The sequence below is a fragment of the Bradyrhizobium sp. INPA03-11B genome (assembly GCF_040446015.1).
GTDB lineage: Bacteria > Pseudomonadota > Alphaproteobacteria > Rhizobiales > Xanthobacteraceae > Bradyrhizobium > Bradyrhizobium macuxiense_A.
The window spans coordinates 59,666-80,516 of record NZ_JASGSR010000015.1 but is presented as its reverse complement, the minus strand read 5'-3'; the positions used below and the strand labels follow the sequence as shown (position 1 = coordinate 80,516).

Below are 20,851 nucleotides of genomic sequence, written 5' to 3'. Positions count from 1 at the left end.
TCGGAGCAGAAGTCAAGGGCGGCGACCGGTGCCGCGGAATTGGCGCCAAGGCACAATTCGCGGCGTTGGCGGGGACGGATCGCTGGTCCATACTTCGGACGCGGCTTCTGACCGTGATGGCCAGGACGGCCATCTGCTTTTTGCGAAGGAATGCATGATGACGGCCCCCCTTTCCGACAACGTATTCGCGGGATCGGTCCCGCAACTCTACGACCGGCTCATGGTGCCAATGATCTTTGCGCCGTACGCCCGCGACCTCGCGCAGCGCATCAAGGGCCATCGGCCGCGTGACCTGCTGGAAATCGCAGCCGGCACCGGGGCCGTCACGTCAGTCCTGGCTGCCGAATTGCCCGATACAGATATCACCGCGACCGATCTCAACGAGCCGATGCTGGCACAGGCGAAGACGCGCCTCGCAGGCAATCCAAACATCCGATGGCAGCAGGCCGACGCGCTGTCACTGCCGTTTGCCGACGCGAGCTTCGACGTCGTCGTCTGCCAGTTCGGCGCCATGTTCTTCCCCGACCGCGTCAAGGGTTATGCCGAGGCGCGGCGGGTGATCAGACCCGGAGGACGGTACTTCTTCAACGTCTGGGGCAAGATCGAGGAGAATGATTTCGCCGACGTGATGCAGCAAACGATGTTCCAGGTGTTCCCAAGCAACACGCCGCAATTCATGGCGCGGACACCGCACGGTTACCATGATCCGGCACGCATTCGCGCCGACCTGACCGCTGCAGGCTTTCGCGACATCGCCATCGAGGTCGTCACCCTTCGCAGTCCCGCCGCTTCGCCAGAGGATGTCGCCATCGCCTACTGCCAGGGCACGCCGATGCGCGGCGAGATCGAGGCGCAGGGTCAACCGACGCTCGAGGCTGCAACAGAGCGCGTGGCTGAGGCGCTGGCGCAGCGCTTCGGCAGCGGTCCTCTCGACGGCAAGATTCAGGCGCTGGTGATCGCGGCCGCTTAGACCGTCGGCAGGAACGCGAACCGCTCACCTGCCCCGCGCAGGTTCAAAAGGTCTGATGTGCCGGCGTCTGCCTGTACGCTGCCGACGCGCGCCGAGATCGGCCCGCGGCCGCACGCTTTGATCATGTCGGCAACGATATCTTCAGAGCCCGCGAACACGGCCTCGACGCTGCCGTCGCGGCGGTTGCGGACCCAGCCTTCGAGGCCGCGTGCATTGGCGTTTTCGTGCACCCAAGCGCGATAGCCGACGCCCTGGACGCGTCCAGTGATCGTGACGTGGCGAATCACGCCGCTCACGTCTTCAAGCCGAGGAATTCGCCGCTGCGCGCCTTGGTCTCCGCCTCGCGCATCACGCGGCTGGTGAGTTCGGATGAAGCGATACCCTCGAGGTTCTTCGGCGAGGTGCCTTCGCGCAGCGCCTTCAGCGTCTCATAGACCGCCTGGGTTGCCGCCGCGAACGGCGCGTGGCCCTGCAATGCGATCCTGACGCGTTGGCTTGCCAGATAGTCCAGCGCGGTCATCTCCTCCGGCGCGCCGCCGAGCACGATCGGCAGCGAGGTCGCGGCCGAAATCGCCTCGAGTTCGCCGCGCGATTTGATGCCGGTGAAGAACAGGCCATCGACACCGACCGCCTGATAGGCCCGCGCGCGTGCGATCGCATCGTCAAGATTGGTGACCGAGACGGCGCCGGTCCGGCCCAGAATCACGAGCGACGCATCGCTGCGCCCGTCGAGCGCGGCCTTCATCTTGCCGACGCCCTCCTCCAGCGAAATCAGCTCTGTCTTGGCCTGGCCGAACGCCTGCGGGAGCAGCGTGTCCTCGATGGTGAGGCCCGCGGCACCTGCGGCTTCCACTTCCTGGACGGTGCGGCGGACATTGAGCGCGTTGCCGTAGCCGTGATCGGCATCGACCAGCACCGGCAGAGGCGATGCCCGCGACATGCGGCGGATCTGCTCGGCGAATTCGGTCAGCGTGATCAGCGCAATGTCGGGATCGCCGAGCACGGCGAGCGAGGCCACCGAGCCGCCGAACATGCCAAGCTCGAAGCCAAGATCCTCCGCAATCCGGATCGAGGTCGCGTCGTAGACCGAGCCCGGACGAATGCAGGTCGATCCGCTGAGGATGGATCGCAGTGCTTCGCGACGTTTGCGGAAGGCCATGGTGTTATCTCCATCCACGTCATTGCGAGGAGCGAAGCGACGAAGCAATCCACGTCTTGAGGAGAGATGGATTGCTTCGCTGACGCTCGCAATGACGAGTCTAAGCGAACTCCAGGATCAGCGCATCGACCGCAAGCGTGGCGCCGGCGGCGGCGTGGATCTTCTTCACCGTGCCGTCACGCTCGGCGCGCAGCACGTTCTGCATCTTCATGGCTTCCACGACCGCCAAGGTCTCGCCGGCCTTGACCTCCTGCCCTTCGGTCACGGCGATCGAGACCACGAGGCCGGGCATCGGGCACAGCAACTTCTTGCCGGTGTCAGCGGCCGAGACCACCGGCATCAGCTGCGCCGAGGTCGCCTCGGTCTCGGTGAAGACATAGACCGGCACCTCAAAACCCTGATGCGCGAGGCGGAAACCGTTGTTGATCGCCCGCACCTGCACGGCGACGAAATTGCCGTCGATGGTGCCCTGCCAGACCGGCTCGCCCGGCACCCAGCCCGACACCAGATTGTGCGGATTGCCGGGCAGCGCGTCGTCGCCAATGAAGCGCACCGCGATGGCGTCGGCCTCGCGTGCGACATCGAGCGCGATCTCGGCACGGTCGAGCCAGACCGCGCGGCGGCGCTCGCGCATCACGACGCGGCCGCCCATCTGGCCCGAGATCTGCCGCTTGCGCTCGCCCAGCACGTGGTCGATGGCGGCACCGACCGCCGCCAGCCGCCGCGCGATCTCGCCCTCGGGCGCACGCGCGGAAAACCCTTTCGGGAATTCCTCGGCGATGAAGCCGGTCGAGAGCCGGCCCTCACGCCAGCGCGGATGATTCATCAACGCCGACAGGAACGGAATGTTGTGCCTGATACCGTCGACATAGAAGGCGTCGAGCGCGGTCGCCTGCGCCTCGATCGCCGCGGCGCGCGAGGGGGCGTGGGTGACGAGCTTGGCGATCATCGGATCGTAGTGGATCGAGATCTCGCCGCCCTCCTGCACGCCGGTGTCGTTGCGGATGGTGATGCCGTCATGGCTGGCCTCGGCCGGCGGACGGTACTTCACCAGGCGGCCGATCGACGGCAGGAAGTTGCGGAACGGATCCTCGGCATAGACGCGGGATTCCACCGCCCAGCCGGTCAGCGTCACGTCCTTCTGCGCGATCGCGAGCTTCTCGCCCGCGGCGACGCGGATCATCTGCTCGACGAGGTCGACGCCGGTGATCAGCTCGGTGACGGGATGCTCGACCTGCAGGCGGGTGTTCATCTCCAGAAAGTAGAAGCTCTTGTCCTGGCCGGCGACGAATTCGACGGTGCCAGCCGAATCGTAGTTCACCGCCTTGGCCAGCGCGACCGCCTGCTCGCCCATCTTGCGGCGGGTCTGCTCGTCGAGCAGCGGCGACGGCGCCTCCTCGATGACCTTCTGGTTGCGGCGCTGGATCGAGCATTCGCGCTCGCCGAGATAGATCACATTGCCATGCTTGTCGCCGAGCACCTGGATCTCGATGTGCCGGGGATCGACGATGAACTTCTCGATGAAGACGCGGTCGTCGCCGAACGACGATTTCGCCTCGGCCTTGGCGAGGTTGAAGCCTTCGGCGACCTCCGCCTTCGAATGCGCGATGCGCATGCCTTTGCCGCCGCCGCCGGCGGAGGCCTTGATCATCACGGGGTAGCCGATCTCGTCGGCGATCTGGACCGCGTGCTTGTCGTCCTCGATGACGCCGAGATGACCGGGCACGGTCGAGACCTTCGCCTTCGCAGCCGCCTTCTTGGATTCGATCTTGTCGCCCATCGCGGCGATCGCGCCGGGGTTCGGGCCGATGAAGACGATGCCGGCGGCCTCAAGCGCGCGCGGAAATGCTTCGCGCTCGGACAGGAAGCCGTAGCCGGGATGCACCGCCTGCGCGCCGGTCTTGCGGCAGGCCTCGACGATCTTGTCGATCAACAGATAGCTCTCGGCCGCGGCGGGCGGGCCGATCAGCACGGCTTCGTCTGCCATCTCGACATGCAGCGCGTCGCGGTCGGCCTCGGAGTAGACGGCAACCGTCTCAATCCCCATACGGCGCGCAGTCTTGATGACCCGGCAGGCGATCTCGCCGCGGTTGGCGATCAGGATTCGTTTGAACATGCTCTTCTTGCTTGGGCTTCTTAGGAATTGGGCTTTGGCAGGATTTCCTCCCCGCGCAATCCGGCACGGGCGTAACCACTCCGTTGGTACAGCAAATTACCCCGGAGGCAACGGTCTAATGCGATCCCTGCCGGCGCTTGGCCGGTCCTTGGACGATCCTTGGCGGTAGCCCGAGGGGGACTTCAGCCCGAATAGGTCTTGAAGCGGCCGCGGGAATGCGCCTTGGCGACGGCTTTCATCAGCTCGCTGACCTCATTCTCCAGGAATTCATTGGCCACGATCAGCGCCCGGATCGTCGCGCGCAAATTCCCGCCGCAGGCGGAGATCGCCTGCTCGACAGCCGCTTCCAGCCCGTCATCGTCGTCAGATTCGGGCCGCGCAGACATCATGATGTATCCGGGATTCAAATGACGCATCATGTTCCTATTTTGTTCTCATCAAGTCAATCGGATCTTTGATCGGACGCCGCCACTTCGGCGGCCTCCTTCTTCCGCCGCCAGCGCGCGACATTGCAGGGTCCAGATGTCGGTCACGACGTCGACGATGACGTTGATGATGAACTCGGCCATCTCAGAATCCCTTCAATGACAACGGACCTCCGTTCTAGGTCGCGGAAAGCCGGGCGGGATGTGACGGCGCGCACGCATCGTTCGCGAACAGTCCTTGGTTGGATCGTACCGGCCTGTGCTAGAAGTCCGGTTGCCCGCCAAAGATCTGAAGTGAGAAAATGCGGTTTCGAAATCCGGTCATCACGACGCTTCTCCTGACATGCCTGTCCGCAAGCCCCGTCCCGTCTGCGACGGCCGGCCCCGCGGTCAACGCGGTCATCAAGGACGCCGGCACCGTTCAGCTCGGCAACACGACCTATCGACTCGACGGCATCGACGCGCCGGCGGTCGACCAGCTCTGCATCGACGAGCATGCCGACGTCTGGTCCTGCGGAATGGAAGCGCGCGACCAGCTGACCAAGCTGATCGACGGCAAGCCTGTTCATTGCGACGATATCGGCGTCGATCCGACCTTCAAGAAGCGCCGTCTCGGCGTCTGCAAGATCGAGGGCGATCCGACCAGCCTCAGCCAGGTGCTGGTCCAGAAGGGCTACGCTCTCAATCTTGAGGGGTCGGCCACTGGCCGATTCAAGCCGGATGAAGCCACGGCCAAGGACAACCGCGCCGGGCTGTGGAAAGGCTGCTTCGTGGCGCCGCGCGATTTTCGCACCGCCAGGAAGGATGGCGCCCTGCTCGGCAACGCCTGTCCGGCCAACCGCGACACCCAGATCCGCGACGCGTTCTTCCCCGCCGACCTGCCGATGCCGGCGAGCTGCAACATCAAAGGCAAGTACGCGGTACGCGCCCGCGTCACCGGCAATATCGGCATCTATCATCTGCAGGCGTGCCGCAGTTACCCGGGCCTCGGTAATCCGGATCGCTGGTTCTGCTCCGAAGAGGATGCGCAGGCCGCCGGGTTCCGCAGGGCCTATAATTGCCGTCCGCCCAAGAACAAGTGATGCGCAAGTGAAGAGCGAGTGAGGGGCAAGTGAGCGCCGTAAATCACGCTGGCAAAGCCGCCTTGTCCTGTGTGAGACTGCGCCAAGAGGTTGCCGGCGCGAATGACCCCACCCGATCCCTCTGATGTGCTTCCCGAAGCTGCGGCAGCCGAACGGCTGCGGCAGCACCTCGAGGAAATCGCGCGCGAACGCGATCGCGCGCATCGCGAGCTTCAGGAGCGCGAGGCCGAGCTGGCGCGGATCCAGCGCATTGCGCGGGTCGGCGGGCTCGAGATCGATTTCCGCGACGGCGTGCGCAACCGCCGCTCCCCCGAATATCTGCTGGTGCACGGCCTGCCGCCCGAGGAGGTCAACGAGACCTACGAGAACTGGGTGGCGCGCATCCACCCCGACGATCGCGAACGCACGATCAAGCACCTGTTCGAAGTGCTCAAGGCCGGCGGCGAGGACTACACGGCCGAGTACCGCATCGTCCGCCCGAACGACGGAGAGAGCCGCTGGATCCGCGTCGTCGCCAAGATCGAGCGCGACCGCAGCGGCCGCGCGCTGCGGCTGGTCGGCGCCGATCTCGACGTCACCGATCAGATGCTGGCGCAGGAAACCCTGCGCGAGAGCGAGGAACGCTTCCGCCTGATCGCCGACAGCGCGCCGGTCCCGATCTGGGTGACCAAGCTCGACCGCACCCGCTCCTTCGCCAACCAGGCCTATCTCGACTTCCTCGGATTGCCATTCGAGGAAGCCATCGTGTTCGACTGGCGCAAGGCGCTGCATCCTGACGACCTGCCGCAAATCCTGCAGGAGCAGATCACCGGCGAATTATCGCTCAAGCCGTTCGTGCTCGAGGCGCGCTACCGGAACGCCAAGGGTGACTGGCGCTGGCTGCGCTCGGAATCGCAGCCGCGCTGGGACCCGAACGGCAAGCATATCGGCTTCATCGGCGTCGCCCATGACATCACGGCCGCCAAGGAAGCCGAGATCGAGCTGCGCAAGCTCAACGAATCGCTGGAGCGGCGCATCCTGGAGCGCACCGCCCAGCTCGAGTCCCGCGAGGCGCAGACGCGCGCGATCCTGGAAACCAGCCATCAATATCAGATGCTGCTCAACCGCGATGGCGGCCTGCTCTACACCAACCAGACTGCGCTCGCCGGTATCCGCGCCGAGGCCACTGACGTCGTCGGCAAGCCGTTCTGGGACACGCCCTGGTTCACTGCTACCGACGCCGTGCCGCGGGTGATCCAGAATGCCTTCGCGGCCGCGATGCGCGGCGAAGAGGTCAAGATCGAGCTGCAGCTGCAGCTCCCGATCGGCGAGCGCTTTTTCGATTTCGCGATGCGGCCGCTGCAGGACCAGCACGGCACGATCGTCGGCGCCGTGCCCGAGGCCGTCGACATCACCGAGCGGCGCCTCGGCGAGGAAGCCCTGCGGCAATCGCAGAAGATGGAAGCGGTCGGCCAGCTCACCGGCGGCGTGGCGCACGACTTCAACAACCTGCTCACCATCATCCGCTCCGCGACCGACTTCCTGCGCCGCCGCGAGCTACCGGACGAGCGACGCCGCCGCTACATCGACGCGATCGCCGAGACCGTCGAGCGCGCCTCCAAGCTGACCGCGCAGCTGTTGGCGTTCGCGCGCAGGCAACCGCTCAATCCCGAAGTGTTCAATGTCGGGACCCAGGTCGACAGCGTGACGCAGTTGATCCGCCCGCTGGTCGGCGCACGGATCCACATCGAGGTCAGGATCGAGGATCCCGACTGTTTTGCGATCGCCGATATCGGCCAGTTCGAGACCGCGATGATCAATCTTGCGGTCAACGGCCGCGACGCCATGAACGGCGAAGGCCAGCTGACGATCGGCGTCAGGAAGGTCAAGCACATCCCTGCCCTGCGCGCGCAGGCCTCGCGCAGCGGCGATTTCGTCACGGTCTCGATCCAGGATACCGGCACCGGCATCTCGCCGGAAAATCTCGACGCGATCTTCGAACCGTTTTTCACGACCAAGGAGGTCGGCAAGGGAACCGGCCTCGGGCTGAGCCAGGCCTTCGGCTTCGTCAAGCAATCCGACGGCGACATCGAGGTCACCAGTACGCCGGGGCAAGGCGCGACCTTCACGATCTATCTGCCGCAGGCGATGCGCCCGGTCGACGCCAAGGTCGCGACCAGCGCGGGCACCGAGCAGGCCTCGATCGGCCGCGGCTATCGCGTCCTCGTGGTCGAGGACAACGACGACGTCGGGCAGTTTTCCACCGAGCTGCTCGAGGATCTCGGCTATTCGGTCAAGCGCGCGGCCAATGCCAACGCCGCGCTGTCGATCCTCACCGAGAACGAGTTCGCCGCCGACCTCGTGTTCTCCGACGTGATCATGCCCGGCATGAACGGCGTCGAGCTCGCCGGCGTCATCCGCGATCGCTTTCCCGGCCTGCCGGTGGTGCTGACCAGCGGCTACAGCAACGTGCTCGCCGAGAACGCGCATAGCGGCTTCGAACTGATCCAGAAGCCCTATTCGGTCGAGGCGCTGTCGCGCACGCTCCGCAAGGCAATCGCCGAGCAGCGGGCGACCGCCTCCAAGCAGTGATCTAACGTCGAGCGCGCGCTACTCGATCACCACATGCGCGACCCCGAGTTGAAGGATGCCGAGCGCCCGGGCCGCCGTGGTCGACACATCGATGATCCGCCCGTGAATGAACGGGCCGCGGTCGTTGACCCGGCAGCGGATCGATTTGCCGTGATAGGACACGGTGATCATGCTGCCGAACGGCCGCCTGCGATGCGCGCAGGTCATCTCGCCGCTTCTGCCGATGCCATGATAATAGGACGCAAGGCCACTCTCAGCGTTCGCCATGCACGAGGTAAACAGCAGCATGGCCGCGGACGTTATTGCGGTTTTCATTGATTGCCTGCCGGTCGAGCCCCGCAAGGGAACGCGGTTCCACGGGTTCGGTTCCGCGTCTGGCGCGTCGGCAGGTCGATTTTTAGGAACTTTTCTGCGGGATGGCCTGCGCCGGGCAGCGCGCTCAGGCCGCGTCCTCGACCCCTTCGGCCGCGAGCAGCGTCCGGACGTCCTGTGCAGGAACCGGCTTGCTGAACAGATAACCCTGCATCTGCGTGCAGCCGAGCATCTGCACGGTGTCGCGCTGCTGATCGGTCTCGACGCCCTCGGCTGTCGTGATCATGTTGCGGTCGGCGGCGATCGAGACCACCGCACGGATGATCGAAGCCGAGCCTGAGTTGCGAGTGACTTCCTTGACGAAGCTACGGTCGATCTTGATCTTGTCGAACGGGAAGCGCTGCAGATATTGCAGCGACGAGTAGCCGGTGCCGAAATCGTCGAGCGCGATGTGGACGCCGAGCGCGCGAAGCTGGCCGAGCGTGACCAGCGCCGCATCGTCATCGGCGATCAGCACCGCCTCGGTGATCTCGAGCTCGAGCCGGCGCGGGTCGAGCCCGCTCTCGGCTAGCGCGCCCGCAACCTTGAGCGCCAGCGTCTCCGACTTGAACTGGATCGGCGACACGTTGACCGCGAGGCGCACATGCGCCGGCCAGGCTGCCGCCTCGATGCAGGCGGTGCGCAACACCCACTGCCCGATCTCCTCGATCAGCCCGGTCTCCTCGGCAAGCGGGATGAACTCCGCCGGCGAGATCATGCCGCGCACCGGATGGCGCCAGCGCAGCAGCGCCTCGCAGCCGGTCACCTCGTCGCTGCGCAGGTCGACCAGCGGCTGGTAGTGCAGTTCGAAGCCGCCCTCCGCCAGCGCGGTGCGCAGATCGGCCTCCAGCGCGCGGCGCAGATTGGCCTGCTTCTCCATTGCCGGATCGAAGAAGCGATAGGTCCTGCGGCCGGCGGCCTTGGCCGCGTACATCGCGAGGTCGGCGCATTTGAGCAGGCCGAACAGGTCGGAGCCGTGGCGTGGCGCGATCGCAATCCCGATGCTGGCATCGCTCGACAGCCAATGGCCGAGGCAGTCGAACGGCGTGCGCAGCGACTGATAGACGCGCGCCACCAGATCGCTGACGTCGTCGTCCGAGGTGATGTTATGCTGGACGATCGCGAACTCGTCGCCGCCGAGACGTGCGATGAAGTCGTTCAATCCGACCGACTGGCGCAGCTTCTCGGCCACGCGCCGCAGGAATTCATCACCGATCAGATGGCCCAGCGTGTCGTTGATCCGCTTGAACTCGTCGATGTCGATGTAGTGGATCGCGAATTCGCGGACGATGGTCTCGCGCAACAATTCTTCGGCGTGGCGCTGGAACAGCGTCCGGTTCGGCAGATTTGTCAGGGCGTCGTAGTGCGCGAGATACTCGATCCGCGCCTGCGCCCGCCGCCCGTCGGTGACATCCTCGAGCGTGGTGGCCCAGCCGCCGTCCGGCGCACGCTTGTAGATCAGCCGGATACTGCGGCCGTCGGGCGTCATGATCACGGAGTCCCGGATCTCGTCACCGCTGGGATTGGTGAAGCGGGCGCAATATTCATCAACGTCGCCGACGAATGAGCCGATCGCCTGGCGATGCAGGATCAGGTCGCGCAGATGGCAGCCGGGCCTCACGACTTCGGCCGACAGGCCGAACATGTCGATGTATTGCTGGTTGCAGATCACGAGCCGCGCCGTAGCATCGAACAGCAGCAGCCCCTGCGTCATGGTGTTGATCGCGGTGTCGAGGTGCTGGCGCTTCTCGGACAGCCGCCGCTGCGCTGCATCGTGCTGCCGCTGCAACTGACGGACGATCAGAAAGATCGTCATGACGACAATCAGCACTGCAAGCACTGCGGCGCAGAACTGCAGTTTGGTCTGGGCGCGCCAGTCCTCCAGCGCGCTGGAGGTTCTGGTGGTGGCAAGGATCATGATCGGAAAGTGCGACAGCGACCGCACCGCGCCGACGTTCTCCTCGCCTGAGGCGCCGACGAACCGGCCCGACGTGTTGCCGCCGAGGCCGATGACCTTCCGAAACAACGGCTGGTCGCTGATGTTGCGGCCGACCACGCCGCCATCCTGCGGATAGCGCGCGATGATGGTGCCGTCGCGATGGATCATCGAGATCACGGTGTCGCCGTTCAGCGCCAGCGAGGCCACAAAATCCTCGAAATGGCTGGGTTCGACACCGCGGCTCGCAAAGCCGATGATCTCGCCGTTGCGCCCGGTGATCTTGCGCGCAAAGATCGTGGTCCAGTTGCCGGTCACCTTGCTCATCGCGGGCTCGACGATCACGGGCGACGTCGGCCGCCCCGAGGTGAACTCCTGGAAGTAACGCCGGTCCGCAATGCTGATATCTGGCACCGGCCACATCTCGGACGAGTTGATCAGCCATCCCTTGGCGTTGAACAGATTGAGCCCGCCGACATGCGGCAGCGCCGCCAGCCGCGTGCGCAGCATCTCGTGCGCGCTCAGGAGCGACATGTTCTTCTCGAACTGGTCGGCGGTCTCGACCTGCTCCGACCGCAGATAATTCAAGACGTCGTCGTGGACGTGCTGGAGGTCGCTGAGCTGCTGGTCGAAATGCCGCGACAGCAGCAGCGCGGTGTTGTTGAGCTCGCGTTCGGACGTCTCCAGTGTGCGCTCGCGAAACTGCAGCGCGAGATAGCCGGTGCCGAGCGCGATCGCGAGCACCAGCAGCGCGGCACTCAGGACGAGCCACTGAATGGCGCCGAACCTGGCCGCACGCAACACATCCTTGATCGACAGCCGCCGGTGTTCCGGCATCGTGCTGTTCGTTGAGACAACCGACATTTTCCTGCCCCTGCGCGTGCCCTTCTACGGGAACACAACCCAAGGGGTCGTTAGGAAAATCAGTTATCGGACGGTTAAGGCGGATACACACATGAACGCGAGCGGCGGGAAGATCGTCAGGAGGCGGCCGCTCCAGCCGACGGCACCGCCGTCTCCTTCAGGCTGCACTCGATCAACGCGCCCTCGATGGTAAATTTCGAGAATGGTGACATCGGGGTCACGGCCTTGAGCGCGGCGAAGAATTGCGAGTCGCCGGGGCTCTTCAGGAGAAACCTGATGTGGTTGGCCGACAGCGCATCACGCGACAGCCAGACGACGCCGGAGAACAGCGCAACAAGCATCTGCGCATAATCGCCGATCGCAGCGAGGCCGAGATCGTAGATCGGAGACACATTGACGAAACGCGCGCTGAGCGCCGGCGCCGAATATCGGCTCATCAGGAGACGTCTGATCTGGCAGACCGCATGGACCCGTTCGCCGTCGGTCAGGTGATACAGCCCCTGACTGTCGCCCTCCCTCGCCGTCAGCGCCTCAAAGGCGCTGATGCCGCCGAAGGTGGCAAAGTCCTCTCCGACGCCTTCAGCGTCCTTCTTCCATTGTGCCTTGATCTGACGCCAGGACCGCTCAGGATCCTTGAGTGGCAAAAGCCGCATGGTTAAGGGGCTGTTAGCGCGGAGGGAAGTCGTCGTGGGATAATATGTCGCAGGCATTAAGCCTTTGCTTACGGCGGTAGCCGGTTGCGCCGACGCCGCGGCTGCCCTGGCTGCCTCTTAGCGCTGCGTAGCCCGAATGAAGCGAAGCGTAATCCGGGGAACTGTATCAGCGGTTGGCACGCTCCCGGATTTCGCTGTGCTTCATCCGGGCTACCAGAACTTCGCCCCCTGGTGCGCGCGAGCGCCGCGAGATCACGATTTGCAGCAAGCCGAAGCCGCAGGCGGCGCGGCCTGCGGTTGCGGGGCGCAACACGCGCTTTGCTTGTCCTCCTGCTTCTCGTGCGCGACACGCGCGGACCGCTCGCCGGTGCCGTCGCCATAAACGATGCTCTCGCCCGTCGTGTGGAACGTCTCCCATGCGATGCCCGCGGGATCGTCGATCCACGACTTCTCGGATTTGGCATAGCAGCACACCGTCTGGCCCTGCTCGATCACCTCGCCGCCTGCCTTGCGCAGCCGGCCATAGACCTCGCCGAGCTCTTCGGCGCTCTCGACCTGAATGCCGAGATGATCAAGCCCCGGCTCGCGGCCGCGGGTCGAGATCGCGAAGTTGACGCGGGGATCGTCGAGCATCCATTTGGCGTAGTCGGATTTCACGACCGTCGGCTCGGCCCCGAACAGCGCCGAGTAGAAACCGACCGATTGCGGGATGTCCTTGACGGCGACGTGAACATGCATGCGCTTCATGGGGCAGTCCTTTCGGGCGACGCTCGATGGCTATTCCATCCCAAGCATGCTCAGATATCAACATTACAACAGGAGCTGTGCCGCGGAATGGATGGGCTGACGCTGTTCGGATTGTTCGCCGTGACCATGATGCTCGTCTGCTACGCGGCCGAAGATCGCAGCGCCTGGTTCATCCTGGCCTTCGCCGTCTCCTGCGCGCTCGGCTCAGCCTACGGCTTCCTGCAGGGCGCCTGGCCGTTCGGCCTGGTTGAGGCGATCTGGGCCGTCGTCGCGGCGCGCCGCTGGCTGATGCGTCGATCCGCGGACGGCGTGTAACGTTATAGTATCCGCTGCCAATCTGTCGCGGACACGAACTTGAATGCACGCGGTCGGGGCGCTAATTAGGGCCCATGGCCGCTTCGCGCACCATGATTCAGTCTTCCGCTCACGCATCGGGACCGCGCCGTTGGCGCAGCCTGCTGGCGGGACTGATTTCGCTTGCGCTGGTGCTGTCGTTCTTCCACGGCTGGACCTCCGACCGCGATGACGATGCAGCTCCCGTCGCCTCGATCGCGCAGTCGATCAACGACACCGGCGGCAAGGCTCCCGCACATCCGGCCTCACTGCATGGCGATCACTGCCTGACACACGTCGCCTCGGTGGCTCCGCAGGAAACCGCGTTCCCGATCGCCTATGCGCCGCATAGCTATGGCGACAGCCGCATCGAGCTGCCGGCGTCGGCCGAGCGTCTCTCTCCATTCAAACCACCCCGCGCCTGATCCGGTCGACATGACCGGCCGTGCGCCGCTGCCATCAAGCCGCGCGCACGCTTCCGCACAGATCGATGTCGCGACAGCGCAGGGCCAACGGCTTGCGCTGCGGAGAGGCGCATATGAAACGGGTTGTTCTATTTTTCGCCGGCGTGGCCGCTGGCATCACGCTGGTCGTTCTGGCGGCCGGGTGGATCGGCTGGCCGGTCAAGTTCCCGGCCATGACACAGGAAACTGCGACCGCTAGTCTGGAGAAAGCCGAGGCCAAGCATGAGGCCCCCGGACATGTCGAGCTGAGCGAAGATCAGATTCGCGAGGCCGGCATCACGCTGACGCGGGCCGGCGGCGGCATGCTGAGGCGGCACTTCCTCGCGCCGGGATCGCTGATCCCCGATGCCGACCATATCGGTCGCGTCTCGGTGCGCGTGCTCGCGACCGTCACGGAACTGCGCAAGCGCCTCGGCGACGTCGTCGAGAAGGGTGAGATCGTCGCGGCCATCGAAAGCCGCGAGGTCGCCGACGCCAAGAGCGAATACCTCGCAGCACGGCTCACCAACGATCTGCAGCAGACGCTCTACGCGCGGCAGAAGACGCTGGTCGAGACCCGCATCGTGTCGGAAAACGAGTTCCTGCGCACGCGACTGACCGCGAACGACGCGCAGATCAAGCTCGACGGCGCGCGGCAGAAACTGTTCGCGCTCGGCCTGTCGGAAAGCGAGATCGCCGATCTGCCCAACCAGCCCCCCGAGAGCCTGCGGACCCAGTTCCTGCGTGCGCCGATCAGCGGCCGGGTCTCCGAACGCCGTGTCGATCTCGGCGGATTGATCGGGCGCGAGGGCCAGGAAAGCGAGCTCTATGTCATCGTCAATCTCGACGACATCTGGGTCGATCTGGCGGTCTCGCCGGAGGACATCAACGCAGTCCGCGAAGGCGTTTCGGTGAAGATCCGCGCCATCGGCACCGAGGATGAAGCCAACGCCGGCGTGATCTTCGTCAGCCCCCTGCTCGACCGCGAGACCCGCAACGCCCGGGTGATCGCCACCATGCCCAACAAGGATCACCGCTGGAAGCCGGGCACCTTCGTGACCGCCGAAGTGCCGCTGTCAGGCGCGCCATCGACCGTCATCGTGTCGAAGAAGGCGCTTCAAACGATCAAGGGGACGCCGACCGTGTTCGTGCGCGATGCCGACGGCTTCGAGGCGAGGTCCGTGCGGACCGGCCGCGAGGACGACGACGATATCGAGATCGTTTCGGGTCTCGCCGCCGGCGAGACCGTCGCGGTGCAGAACACCTTCACATTGAAGGCGGAGGTCGAAAAGGACGAGGCGGAGCACGGCCATGATTGAGCGGATCATCGGTCTTGCGATCCAGCGGCGCTGGGTCGTCGTCACCCTGGCGGCGATCCTGATGTTCCTCGGCGGCCTCGCATTGACGAAGGTGCCGATCGACGCGGTGCCCGACATCACCAACAAGCAGGTGCAGATCAACACCGTGGCCCCGGCGCTGTCGCCGGCTGAGATCGAGAAGCAGATCACCTTCCCGATCGAAACAGCACTCGCCGGCGCGCCGGGACTGGAGAGCACACGCTCGCTCTCCCGCAACGGCTTCTCGCAGATCACGGCGGTGTTCAGCGAAACCACCGACATCTATTTCGCCCGCCAGCAGGTCAGCGAGCGCTTGACCGAAGCGCGCGCGCGCCTGCCCCAGGGTATCGAGCCGCGGATCGGCCCGACCTCGACCGGTCTTGGCGAAATCTACATGTGGACCGTCCATTACTCCGGCGAGACGGTGCAGACTGACGGATCGCCGGGCCTGCAAAGCGACGGCCGCTTCCTCACGGCGGACGGCCAAATGCTGCAAAGCGAGGTCGAGAAGGACGCCTATCTGCGCACGGTGCAGGACTGGATCATCAAGCCGCAGATCAAGATGGTGCCGGGTGTCGCCGGCGTCGATTCGATCGGCGGCTACCTCAAGCAGTACCAGGTGCATCCCGATGCGGCGAAGCTTATTGCGCTCGGCCTCACCTTTGCCGACGTCGCCAAGGCGATCGAAACCAACAATGTCAGCCGCGGTGCGCGCTACATCGAGCGCAACGGCGAAGGCTTCGTGGTCCGCTCCGGCGGTCGCCTCGAGAACATCGAGGAGTTAGGTGCCGTGGTCGTCACCACCCGCGGTGGCGTCCCGGTCCGGATCCGCGATCTCGCGACGCTCTCGATCGGCGGCGAGACACGCACCGGCAGCGCCAGCGAGAACGGCCGCGAGGTCGTGGTCGGCACGGCGCTGATGCTGATCGGCGCCAACAGCCGCACGGTGTCGGCCGCGGTCGACGCCAAGCTGCGCGCGATCACGCCGTCCCTGCCGGCGGGCGTCAAGGTCGAGACGGTGCTGGACCGTACCCAGCTGGTCGATGCGACTATCGGTACGGTGGCGCGCAATCTCGGCGAAGGCGCGCTGCTCGTGATCGCGGTGCTGTTCGTGCTGCTCGGCAATTTCCGAGCGGCATTGATCACCGCGCTGGTGATCCCGATCGCGATGCTGATGACCGCCATCGGCATGTGGCAGGGGCGCATCAGCGCCAATCTGATGAGCCTCGGCGCGCTGGATTTCGGCCTGATCGTCGACGGCGCGGTCATCATCACCGAGAACAGCCTGCGCCATCTCGCCGAGAAGCAGCACGCGCTCGGCCGCGTGTTGACGCGCGACGAGCGGCTGGCGACGGTGCGGGCTTCCGCTGTCGAGATGGTACAGCCGAGCCTTTACGGCCAGGCCATCATCCTGCTGGTCTATGTTCCGCTCCTCACCTTCACCGGTGTCGAAGGCAAGATGTTCGAGCCGATGGCGCTCACCGTGATCCTCGCGCTTGCCGCCGCCTTCGTGCTGTCGCTGACGCTGGTGCCCGCGCTGATCGCGATCGGCATCACCGGTCGGGTCCAGGAAAAGGAGAACTGGCTCGTTGCCGCGTTGAAGCGCTGGTACAGCCCGCTGCTTCGACGCGCAGTTGCAACGCCGGTTCCCGTCATCGCAGTAGCGGTCGTGCTGTTCGCCACCGCCCTGCTCGGGTTCTTCCGCCTCGGCCAGGAGTTCATCCCCTCGCTCGACGAGAAGAACATCGCCATGCATGCGCTCAGGATTCCGAGCACGGCGCTGTCGCAGTCGCAGGCGATGCAGCTGTCGGTCGAAAAGGTGGTCAGCCGCTTTCCGCAGGTGTCGTTCGTCTTCTCCAAGACCGGCACCGCGGAGGTCGCGAGCGACCCAATGCCGCCGAACGCGTCCGACACCTTCATCATCCTCAAGCCGCGCACGCAGTGGCCGGATCCATCGTTGACCAAGGAGCAGCTGATCGAGGACATCTCGAAGGCGGTCGGCCGGCTGCCCGGCAATGTCTATGAATTCACCCAGCCGATCCAGATGCGCTTCAACGAACTGCTCGCCGGCGTTCGCGGCGACATCGCAGTCAAGCTGTTCGGCGACGAGTTCGAACCGATGCAGAAGGCCGCCAACCAGATCGCGGCCGCGCTGCGCGGCGTGCGCGGTGCGACCGACGTCAAGGTCGAGCAGGCGGGCGGCCTGCCCGTGCTCGAGATCAAGGTCGACAAGGCGGCGATTGCCCGGCGAGGCCTCAGCGTCGCCGAAGTCCAGGACGTGATCGGTGCCGCGGTCGGCGGCCAGGACGCCGGCGTCGTCTACGAAGGCGATCGCAGCTTCGACATCGTGGTGCGGTTGCCGGAGAGCGTGCGCTCCGATCTCGAGGCGTTGAGCAATCTGCCGGTCGCCTTGCCGAAGGCAACACCGAGTTCGCCGGTGCAGAGCCTGCCGCTCAACCGCGTCGCGCAATTCTCCTTCACCGAAGGGCCGAACCAGATCAGCCGCGAGAACGGCAAGCGCCGCATCGTGGTGACCGCCAATGTCCGCGGCCGCGATCTCGGCTCGGTGGTCGAGGAAGCGCAAGCCAAGGTCGCGCAATCGGTGGCGTTGCCGCCCGGCTACTGGATGACCTGGGGCGGCCAGTCCGAGAATCTCGCCGCGGCGCGCCAGCGCCTTGCCGTCGTGGTGCCGGCTTGTTTTGCGATGATCTTCCTGTTGCTGCTGGCGGCGATGGGCTCAGTGCGCGATGCGCTATTGGTGTTCAGCGCAGTGCCGCTGGCGCTCACCGGCGGCATCGCGGCGCTGTGGCTGCGCGGCATGCCGTTCTCGATCTCCGCGGCGGTCGGCTTCATCGCGCTGTCCGGCGTTGCGGTGCTGAACGGGCTCGTGATGCTGAGCTTCGTCAGGCAATTGCGCGAGCAAGGCGTGCCGATGCGGGAGGCCATCGAGCGAGGCGCCCTCACCCGCTTCCGGCCCGTCGTGATGACGGCGCTGGTGGCTTCGCTCGGTTTCGTGCCGATGGCATTCGCCACCGGCACCGGCGCCGAGGTGCAGAAGCCGCTCGCCACCGTCGTGATCGGCGGCCTGATCAGCGCGACCCTGCTAACGCTTGCCGTGCTGCCCGCGCTCTATGCACGGTACGGGCATGCCGGCAGCGCTGCGCGCAATGAGACATCAGCGATTCAGCCTGCGGAATGACCGCGCGCTGACCGGCAGTCCGCAGGAAAAAAACGGCAGTTACAGCGCCGAACCAGCGCTGTAACATTTCTGTCATATGGCAAAACTAAACGAAGGCAGCGGCGGGCTGCCGCAGGGCTTCATCAGGGGGAATAACAAAATGCGCCGTGCCATTACATTGTTGTCCGCGAGCATGATCGCGCTTTCGGCGGGCGCCGCCGCAGCGCAGAACGCAAAACCCCGTAACCTGATCCTGTTCGTTCCCGACGGCCTGCGCGGCGGCATCGTGACGCCGCAGACGGCGCCGGCGATGGCCGAGATCCGCGACAAGGGCGTCCACTTCAAGAACTCGCACTCGCTGTTTCCGACCTTCACGATGGCGAACAGCTCGGCGCTGTCGACCGGCCACTATCTCGGCGATACCGGCACCTTCTCCAACACGATCTTTACCGGTTACACCTCGGTGCCCGCCGGCGACACCGTGGTGCCGTTCATCGAGAACGACGCCGTGCTCGCCGACATCGACGATCACTTCAATGGCGACTACCTCAACGAGGAGACGCTGCTGAAGATGGCCCGCGGCCAGGGTTTTATCACCGCCGCCATCGGCAAGGTCGGCCCCACCCTGCTGTTCGACCACACCGATCGCGGCAAGAACACGATCGTGGTCGACGATTCCACCGGCGGCAAGACCGGCGTGCCGCTCTCCGACGAGATGAAGGACGCGCTGACCAAGGCCGGCCTGCCGCTGGCGACGCCGAGCCGCGGCGACAACGCCAAGGCGGGCGACGCAAAGACGCCGGGCACCACGGTCGCCAACGTCGCCCAACAGGCCTACATGGCCGATGTCGCGACCAAGGTCGTGCTGCCGATGTTCAAGGCACGCAACAAGCCGTTCGTGCTGGTGTTCTGGTCGCGCGATCCGGATGGCAGCCAGCACAACACCGGCGACAGCCTCAACACCATCACGCCCGGCATCAACGGCCCGACCTCGATGGCCGGCATCAAGAACGCCGACAACAACCTCGCCCAGCTCCGCAAGGCGCTCGACGAGCTCGGGCTGTCCGCCACCACCAACATCATGGTCTCCTCCGACCACGGCTTCTCGACGATCTCGAAGGAGAGCAAGACCAGCCCCTCGGCCAAGATCGCCTACGACGACACGCCGAAGGATTTCCTGCCGATGGGCTTCCTGGCGATCGACCTCGCCAAGGCGCTGAACCTGCCGCTGTTCGACCCCAACGACAAGAACGCCAAGGTCGCCGACAACGCCCATCCGAAGGCCGGCAACGGCGTGCTCGGCCAGGATCCGGCCAAGCCTGACGTCGTGGTCGCGACCAATGGCGGCTCGGACCTGATCTATCTGCCGAACCGCGACAAGAAGCTCGCCGACCGCGTGATCAAGGCGCTGCTCGAGCAGGACTATGTCAGCGGCCTGTTCGTCGACGACAAGCTCGGCACCTTCCCCGGCACGCTGCCGATGTCGAACCTCAATCTGAAGGGCAAGGCAGTGACGCCGAACCCGTCGATCGTGGTCAACTTCCGCTCCTGGTCGAGCGGCTGCGAGATCCCGACCAACTGCTCGGTGCAGATCGCCGACACCGTGCTGCGCCAGGGCCAGGGCATGCACGGCAGCTTCAGCCGCGGCGACACCTACAATTTCACCGCGGCGATCGGCCCCGACTTCAAGGCGGGCTATGTCGATCCGCTTCCGGTCAGCAATGCCGACGTCGGCATGACCGCGGCCCAGCTGCTCGGCCTGCGCACCCCGAACAATGGCGGCTTGATCGGCCGGGTGATGTCGGAAGCGCTGCCGAACGGCATCGTGCCGAAGATGGCCGAGGGCACCCTCGTGTCGAAGAAGCCGTCGGCCAACGGGCTACGCACCGTGCTGAAATTCCAGCGCGTGCTCTCGACCCGCTATTTCGACGTCGCCGGATTCCCGGGGCGCACGCTCGGGCTGGAGGAGACCGACGGCAAACAGAAAACGGCGGGGAAGTGATCCCCGCCGCTCTCGCCTGAAGCCTTTTCGTTCGGGATGATGCACGCATCATCCCCGGTGATCACATCACCTGGGATGAAGGTCACATCATCCCGATGTCGAACACGTTGGGCAGCTGGGTCGCGAGCGGCAGCGCGGCCGCGCCGACCAGCGTTGCCACCATTGCCGCGAGCGCACGACCGGTGCGGCGCTGACCGCGCATCCGGCCGGCGATCCACTCCAGAACCTTGGTGTCGATCTTCGTTCCTTGGGTCGGTGCCCAGCGATCGATCTCGGTGTCCGCCGACAGCGCCACCGTGCGCGGCGGCACCGGCAGACCAGACTCGGAAGCGGCGTGATGGGCGATCGCCTTGGCGAGCAGATCGTCGAACCGGCCGCCATCGCTGCGCTCGGCAGCGGCCTCGTTGATCGAAAACAGCGCCTCGATCTCGGCCCGGCTGACCGGCTGATGCTCGACCGCGGCCGCCGTCAGGATGCGCGCGCACCAGGCAGCGTCATCAGCATCGAGTGACCGGGAGAAATGGATACGGCCCTTGGTGGTCGGGCCTTCGCCGGTGATGACGCCGTCGCGCACGATGGTCAGCGCATGGGCGGCGGTCTTGCGGCAGGATGGGGACAACGCACCGCTGAGAGCCTCAGCGGTCTTGGTACTTGGGGTAGACATTGTGGGAGCTTTCAATTCCT

The 20,851-nt window shown here is 65.3% G+C and carries 18 protein-coding genes; 8 read left to right on the top strand and 10 right to left on the bottom strand.

Annotated elements, in window-relative coordinates; translation table 11 throughout:
* Positions 1-157: 157 nt before the first annotated feature.
* Positions 158-970, top strand: a complete 813-nt coding sequence (locus QMZ05_RS08840; RefSeq protein ID WP_353700437.1) for a methyltransferase domain-containing protein — start codon at positions 158-160, stop codon at positions 968-970.
* Here QMZ05_RS08840 and QMZ05_RS08835 read toward each other — a convergent pair.
* The 5 genes from QMZ05_RS08835 to QMZ05_RS08815 all read right to left on the bottom strand — a co-directional run bounded on the left by QMZ05_RS08835 (position 967) and on the right by QMZ05_RS08815 (position 4,814).
* A complete protein-coding gene (locus QMZ05_RS08835; RefSeq protein ID WP_050421613.1) occupies positions 967-1,266 on the bottom strand; it encodes an acylphosphatase in 300 nt (99 codons plus the stop codon). The genes QMZ05_RS08840 and QMZ05_RS08835 overlap by 4 nt on opposite strands.
* A complete protein-coding gene (locus QMZ05_RS08830) occupies positions 1,263-2,129 on the bottom strand; it encodes an isocitrate lyase/PEP mutase family protein (protein WP_353700436.1) in 867 nt (288 codons plus the stop codon). The genes QMZ05_RS08835 and QMZ05_RS08830 overlap by 4 nt, the downstream gene beginning before the upstream one ends.
* 100 nt (positions 2,130-2,229) lie before the next feature.
* A complete protein-coding gene (locus QMZ05_RS08825; protein ID WP_353700435.1) occupies positions 2,230-4,245 on the bottom strand; it encodes an acetyl/propionyl/methylcrotonyl-CoA carboxylase subunit alpha in 2,016 nt (671 codons plus the stop codon).
* 182 nt (positions 4,246-4,427) lie between these two features.
* A complete protein-coding gene (locus tag QMZ05_RS08820) occupies positions 4,428-4,634 on the bottom strand; it encodes a hypothetical protein (RefSeq protein ID WP_279706681.1) in 207 nt (68 codons plus the stop codon).
* A gap of 48 nt (positions 4,635-4,682) precedes the next feature.
* On the bottom strand, positions 4,683-4,814 hold the full coding sequence (locus tag QMZ05_RS08815; protein ID WP_353700434.1) for a hypothetical protein: 132 nt from the start codon (positions 4,812-4,814) through the stop codon (positions 4,683-4,685).
* Between the two features lie 158 nt (positions 4,815-4,972).
* Between QMZ05_RS08815 and QMZ05_RS08810 the strand changes: the two genes are divergently transcribed.
* Positions 4,973-5,752, top strand: a complete 780-nt coding sequence (locus QMZ05_RS08810; RefSeq protein WP_353700433.1) for a thermonuclease family protein — start codon at positions 4,973-4,975, stop codon at positions 5,750-5,752.
* Positions 5,753-5,854: 102 nt separating this feature from the next.
* A complete protein-coding gene (locus QMZ05_RS08805; protein ID WP_353700432.1) occupies positions 5,855-8,323 on the top strand; it encodes a PAS domain-containing protein in 2,469 nt (822 codons plus the stop codon).
* Positions 8,324-8,341: 18 nt separating this feature from the next.
* On the opposite strand, the gene QMZ05_RS08800 is transcribed toward QMZ05_RS08805, so the two are convergent.
* The 4 genes from QMZ05_RS08800 to QMZ05_RS08785 all read right to left on the bottom strand — a co-directional run bounded on the left by QMZ05_RS08800 (position 8,342) and on the right by QMZ05_RS08785 (position 12,874).
* Positions 8,342-8,638 (bottom strand): septal ring lytic transglycosylase RlpA family protein, encoded by a 297-nt coding sequence (locus QMZ05_RS08800; protein WP_353700431.1) that lies wholly within the window; start codon positions 8,636-8,638, stop codon positions 8,342-8,344.
* A gap of 124 nt (positions 8,639-8,762) precedes the next feature.
* Complete coding sequence (locus tag QMZ05_RS08795; protein WP_353700430.1) at positions 8,763-11,474, bottom strand: EAL domain-containing protein; 2,712 nt, start codon at positions 11,472-11,474, stop codon at positions 8,763-8,765.
* Between the two features lie 116 nt (positions 11,475-11,590).
* A complete protein-coding gene (locus QMZ05_RS08790; protein WP_353700429.1) occupies positions 11,591-12,127 on the bottom strand; it encodes a hypothetical protein in 537 nt (178 codons plus the stop codon).
* Between the two features lie 252 nt (positions 12,128-12,379).
* Positions 12,380-12,874: an ArsI/CadI family heavy metal resistance metalloenzyme gene (locus tag QMZ05_RS08785; protein WP_353700428.1), complete on the bottom strand. Its 495-nt coding sequence runs from the start codon at positions 12,872-12,874 to the stop codon at positions 12,380-12,382.
* Positions 12,875-12,961: 87 nt separating this feature from the next.
* Here QMZ05_RS08785 and QMZ05_RS08780 point away from each other — a divergent pair, with 87 nt between their 5' ends.
* The 5 genes from QMZ05_RS08780 to QMZ05_RS08760 all read left to right on the top strand — a co-directional run bounded on the left by QMZ05_RS08780 (position 12,962) and on the right by QMZ05_RS08760 (position 20,167).
* A complete protein-coding gene (locus QMZ05_RS08780; RefSeq protein ID WP_353700427.1) occupies positions 12,962-13,189 on the top strand; it encodes a hypothetical protein in 228 nt (75 codons plus the stop codon).
* A 92-nt stretch (positions 13,190-13,281) separates the two neighbouring features.
* On the top strand, positions 13,282-13,632 hold the full coding sequence (locus QMZ05_RS08775; protein ID WP_353700426.1) for a hypothetical protein: 351 nt from the start codon (positions 13,282-13,284) through the stop codon (positions 13,630-13,632).
* Between the two features lie 113 nt (positions 13,633-13,745).
* Complete coding sequence (locus QMZ05_RS08770; RefSeq protein WP_353700425.1) at positions 13,746-14,969, top strand: efflux RND transporter periplasmic adaptor subunit; 1,224 nt, start codon at positions 13,746-13,748, stop codon at positions 14,967-14,969.
* The gene (locus QMZ05_RS08765; RefSeq protein ID WP_353700424.1) at positions 14,962-18,186 is read left to right on the top strand and encodes a CusA/CzcA family heavy metal efflux RND transporter; all 3,225 of its coding nucleotides are present in this window, start codon (positions 14,962-14,964) and stop codon (positions 18,184-18,186) included. The genes QMZ05_RS08770 and QMZ05_RS08765 overlap by 8 nt, the downstream gene beginning before the upstream one ends.
* 139 nt (positions 18,187-18,325) lie before the next feature.
* Complete coding sequence (locus QMZ05_RS08760; RefSeq protein ID WP_353700423.1) at positions 18,326-20,167, top strand: alkaline phosphatase family protein; 1,842 nt, start codon at positions 18,326-18,328, stop codon at positions 20,165-20,167.
* Between the two features lie 82 nt (positions 20,168-20,249).
* On the opposite strand, the gene QMZ05_RS08755 is transcribed toward QMZ05_RS08760, so the two are convergent.
* The gene (locus QMZ05_RS08755) at positions 20,250-20,831 is read right to left on the bottom strand and encodes a hypothetical protein (protein ID WP_074128707.1); all 582 of its coding nucleotides are present in this window, start codon (positions 20,829-20,831) and stop codon (positions 20,250-20,252) included.
* Positions 20,832-20,851 lie beyond the last annotated feature (20 nt).

Coding starts and splice junctions, on each gene's coding strand:
- QMZ05_RS08840 (WP_353700437.1), top strand. CDS start 158: ATGACGGCCCCCCTTTCCGACAACGTATTCGCGGGATCGGTCCCGCAA.
- QMZ05_RS08830 (WP_353700436.1), bottom strand. CDS start 2,129: ATGGCCTTCCGCAAACGTCGCGAAGCACTGCGATCCATCCTCAGCGGA.
- QMZ05_RS08825 (WP_353700435.1), bottom strand. CDS start 4,245: ATGTTCAAACGAATCCTGATCGCCAACCGCGGCGAGATCGCCTGCCGG.
- QMZ05_RS08820 (WP_279706681.1), bottom strand. CDS start 4,634: ATGATGTCTGCGCGGCCCGAATCTGACGACGATGACGGGCTGGAAGCG.
- QMZ05_RS08815 (WP_353700434.1), bottom strand. CDS start 4,814: ATGGCCGAGTTCATCATCAACGTCATCGTCGACGTCGTGACCGACATC.
- QMZ05_RS08810 (WP_353700433.1), top strand. CDS start 4,973: ATGCGGTTTCGAAATCCGGTCATCACGACGCTTCTCCTGACATGCCTG.
- QMZ05_RS08805 (WP_353700432.1), top strand. CDS start 5,855: ATGACCCCACCCGATCCCTCTGATGTGCTTCCCGAAGCTGCGGCAGCC.
- QMZ05_RS08800 (WP_353700431.1), bottom strand. CDS start 8,638: ATGAAAACCGCAATAACGTCCGCGGCCATGCTGCTGTTTACCTCGTGC.
- QMZ05_RS08795 (WP_353700430.1), bottom strand. CDS start 11,474: ATGTCGGTTGTCTCAACGAACAGCACGATGCCGGAACACCGGCGGCTG.
- QMZ05_RS08790 (WP_353700429.1), bottom strand. CDS start 12,127: ATGCGGCTTTTGCCACTCAAGGATCCTGAGCGGTCCTGGCGTCAGATC.
- QMZ05_RS08785 (WP_353700428.1), bottom strand. CDS start 12,874: ATGAAGCGCATGCATGTTCACGTCGCCGTCAAGGACATCCCGCAATCG.
- QMZ05_RS08780 (WP_353700427.1), top strand. CDS start 12,962: ATGGATGGGCTGACGCTGTTCGGATTGTTCGCCGTGACCATGATGCTC.
- QMZ05_RS08775 (WP_353700426.1), top strand. CDS start 13,282: ATGATTCAGTCTTCCGCTCACGCATCGGGACCGCGCCGTTGGCGCAGC.
- QMZ05_RS08770 (WP_353700425.1), top strand. CDS start 13,746: ATGAAACGGGTTGTTCTATTTTTCGCCGGCGTGGCCGCTGGCATCACG.
- QMZ05_RS08765 (WP_353700424.1), top strand. CDS start 14,962: ATGATTGAGCGGATCATCGGTCTTGCGATCCAGCGGCGCTGGGTCGTC.
- QMZ05_RS08760 (WP_353700423.1), top strand. CDS start 18,326: ATGCGCCGTGCCATTACATTGTTGTCCGCGAGCATGATCGCGCTTTCG.
- QMZ05_RS08755 (WP_074128707.1), bottom strand. CDS start 20,831: ATGTCTACCCCAAGTACCAAGACCGCTGAGGCTCTCAGCGGTGCGTTG.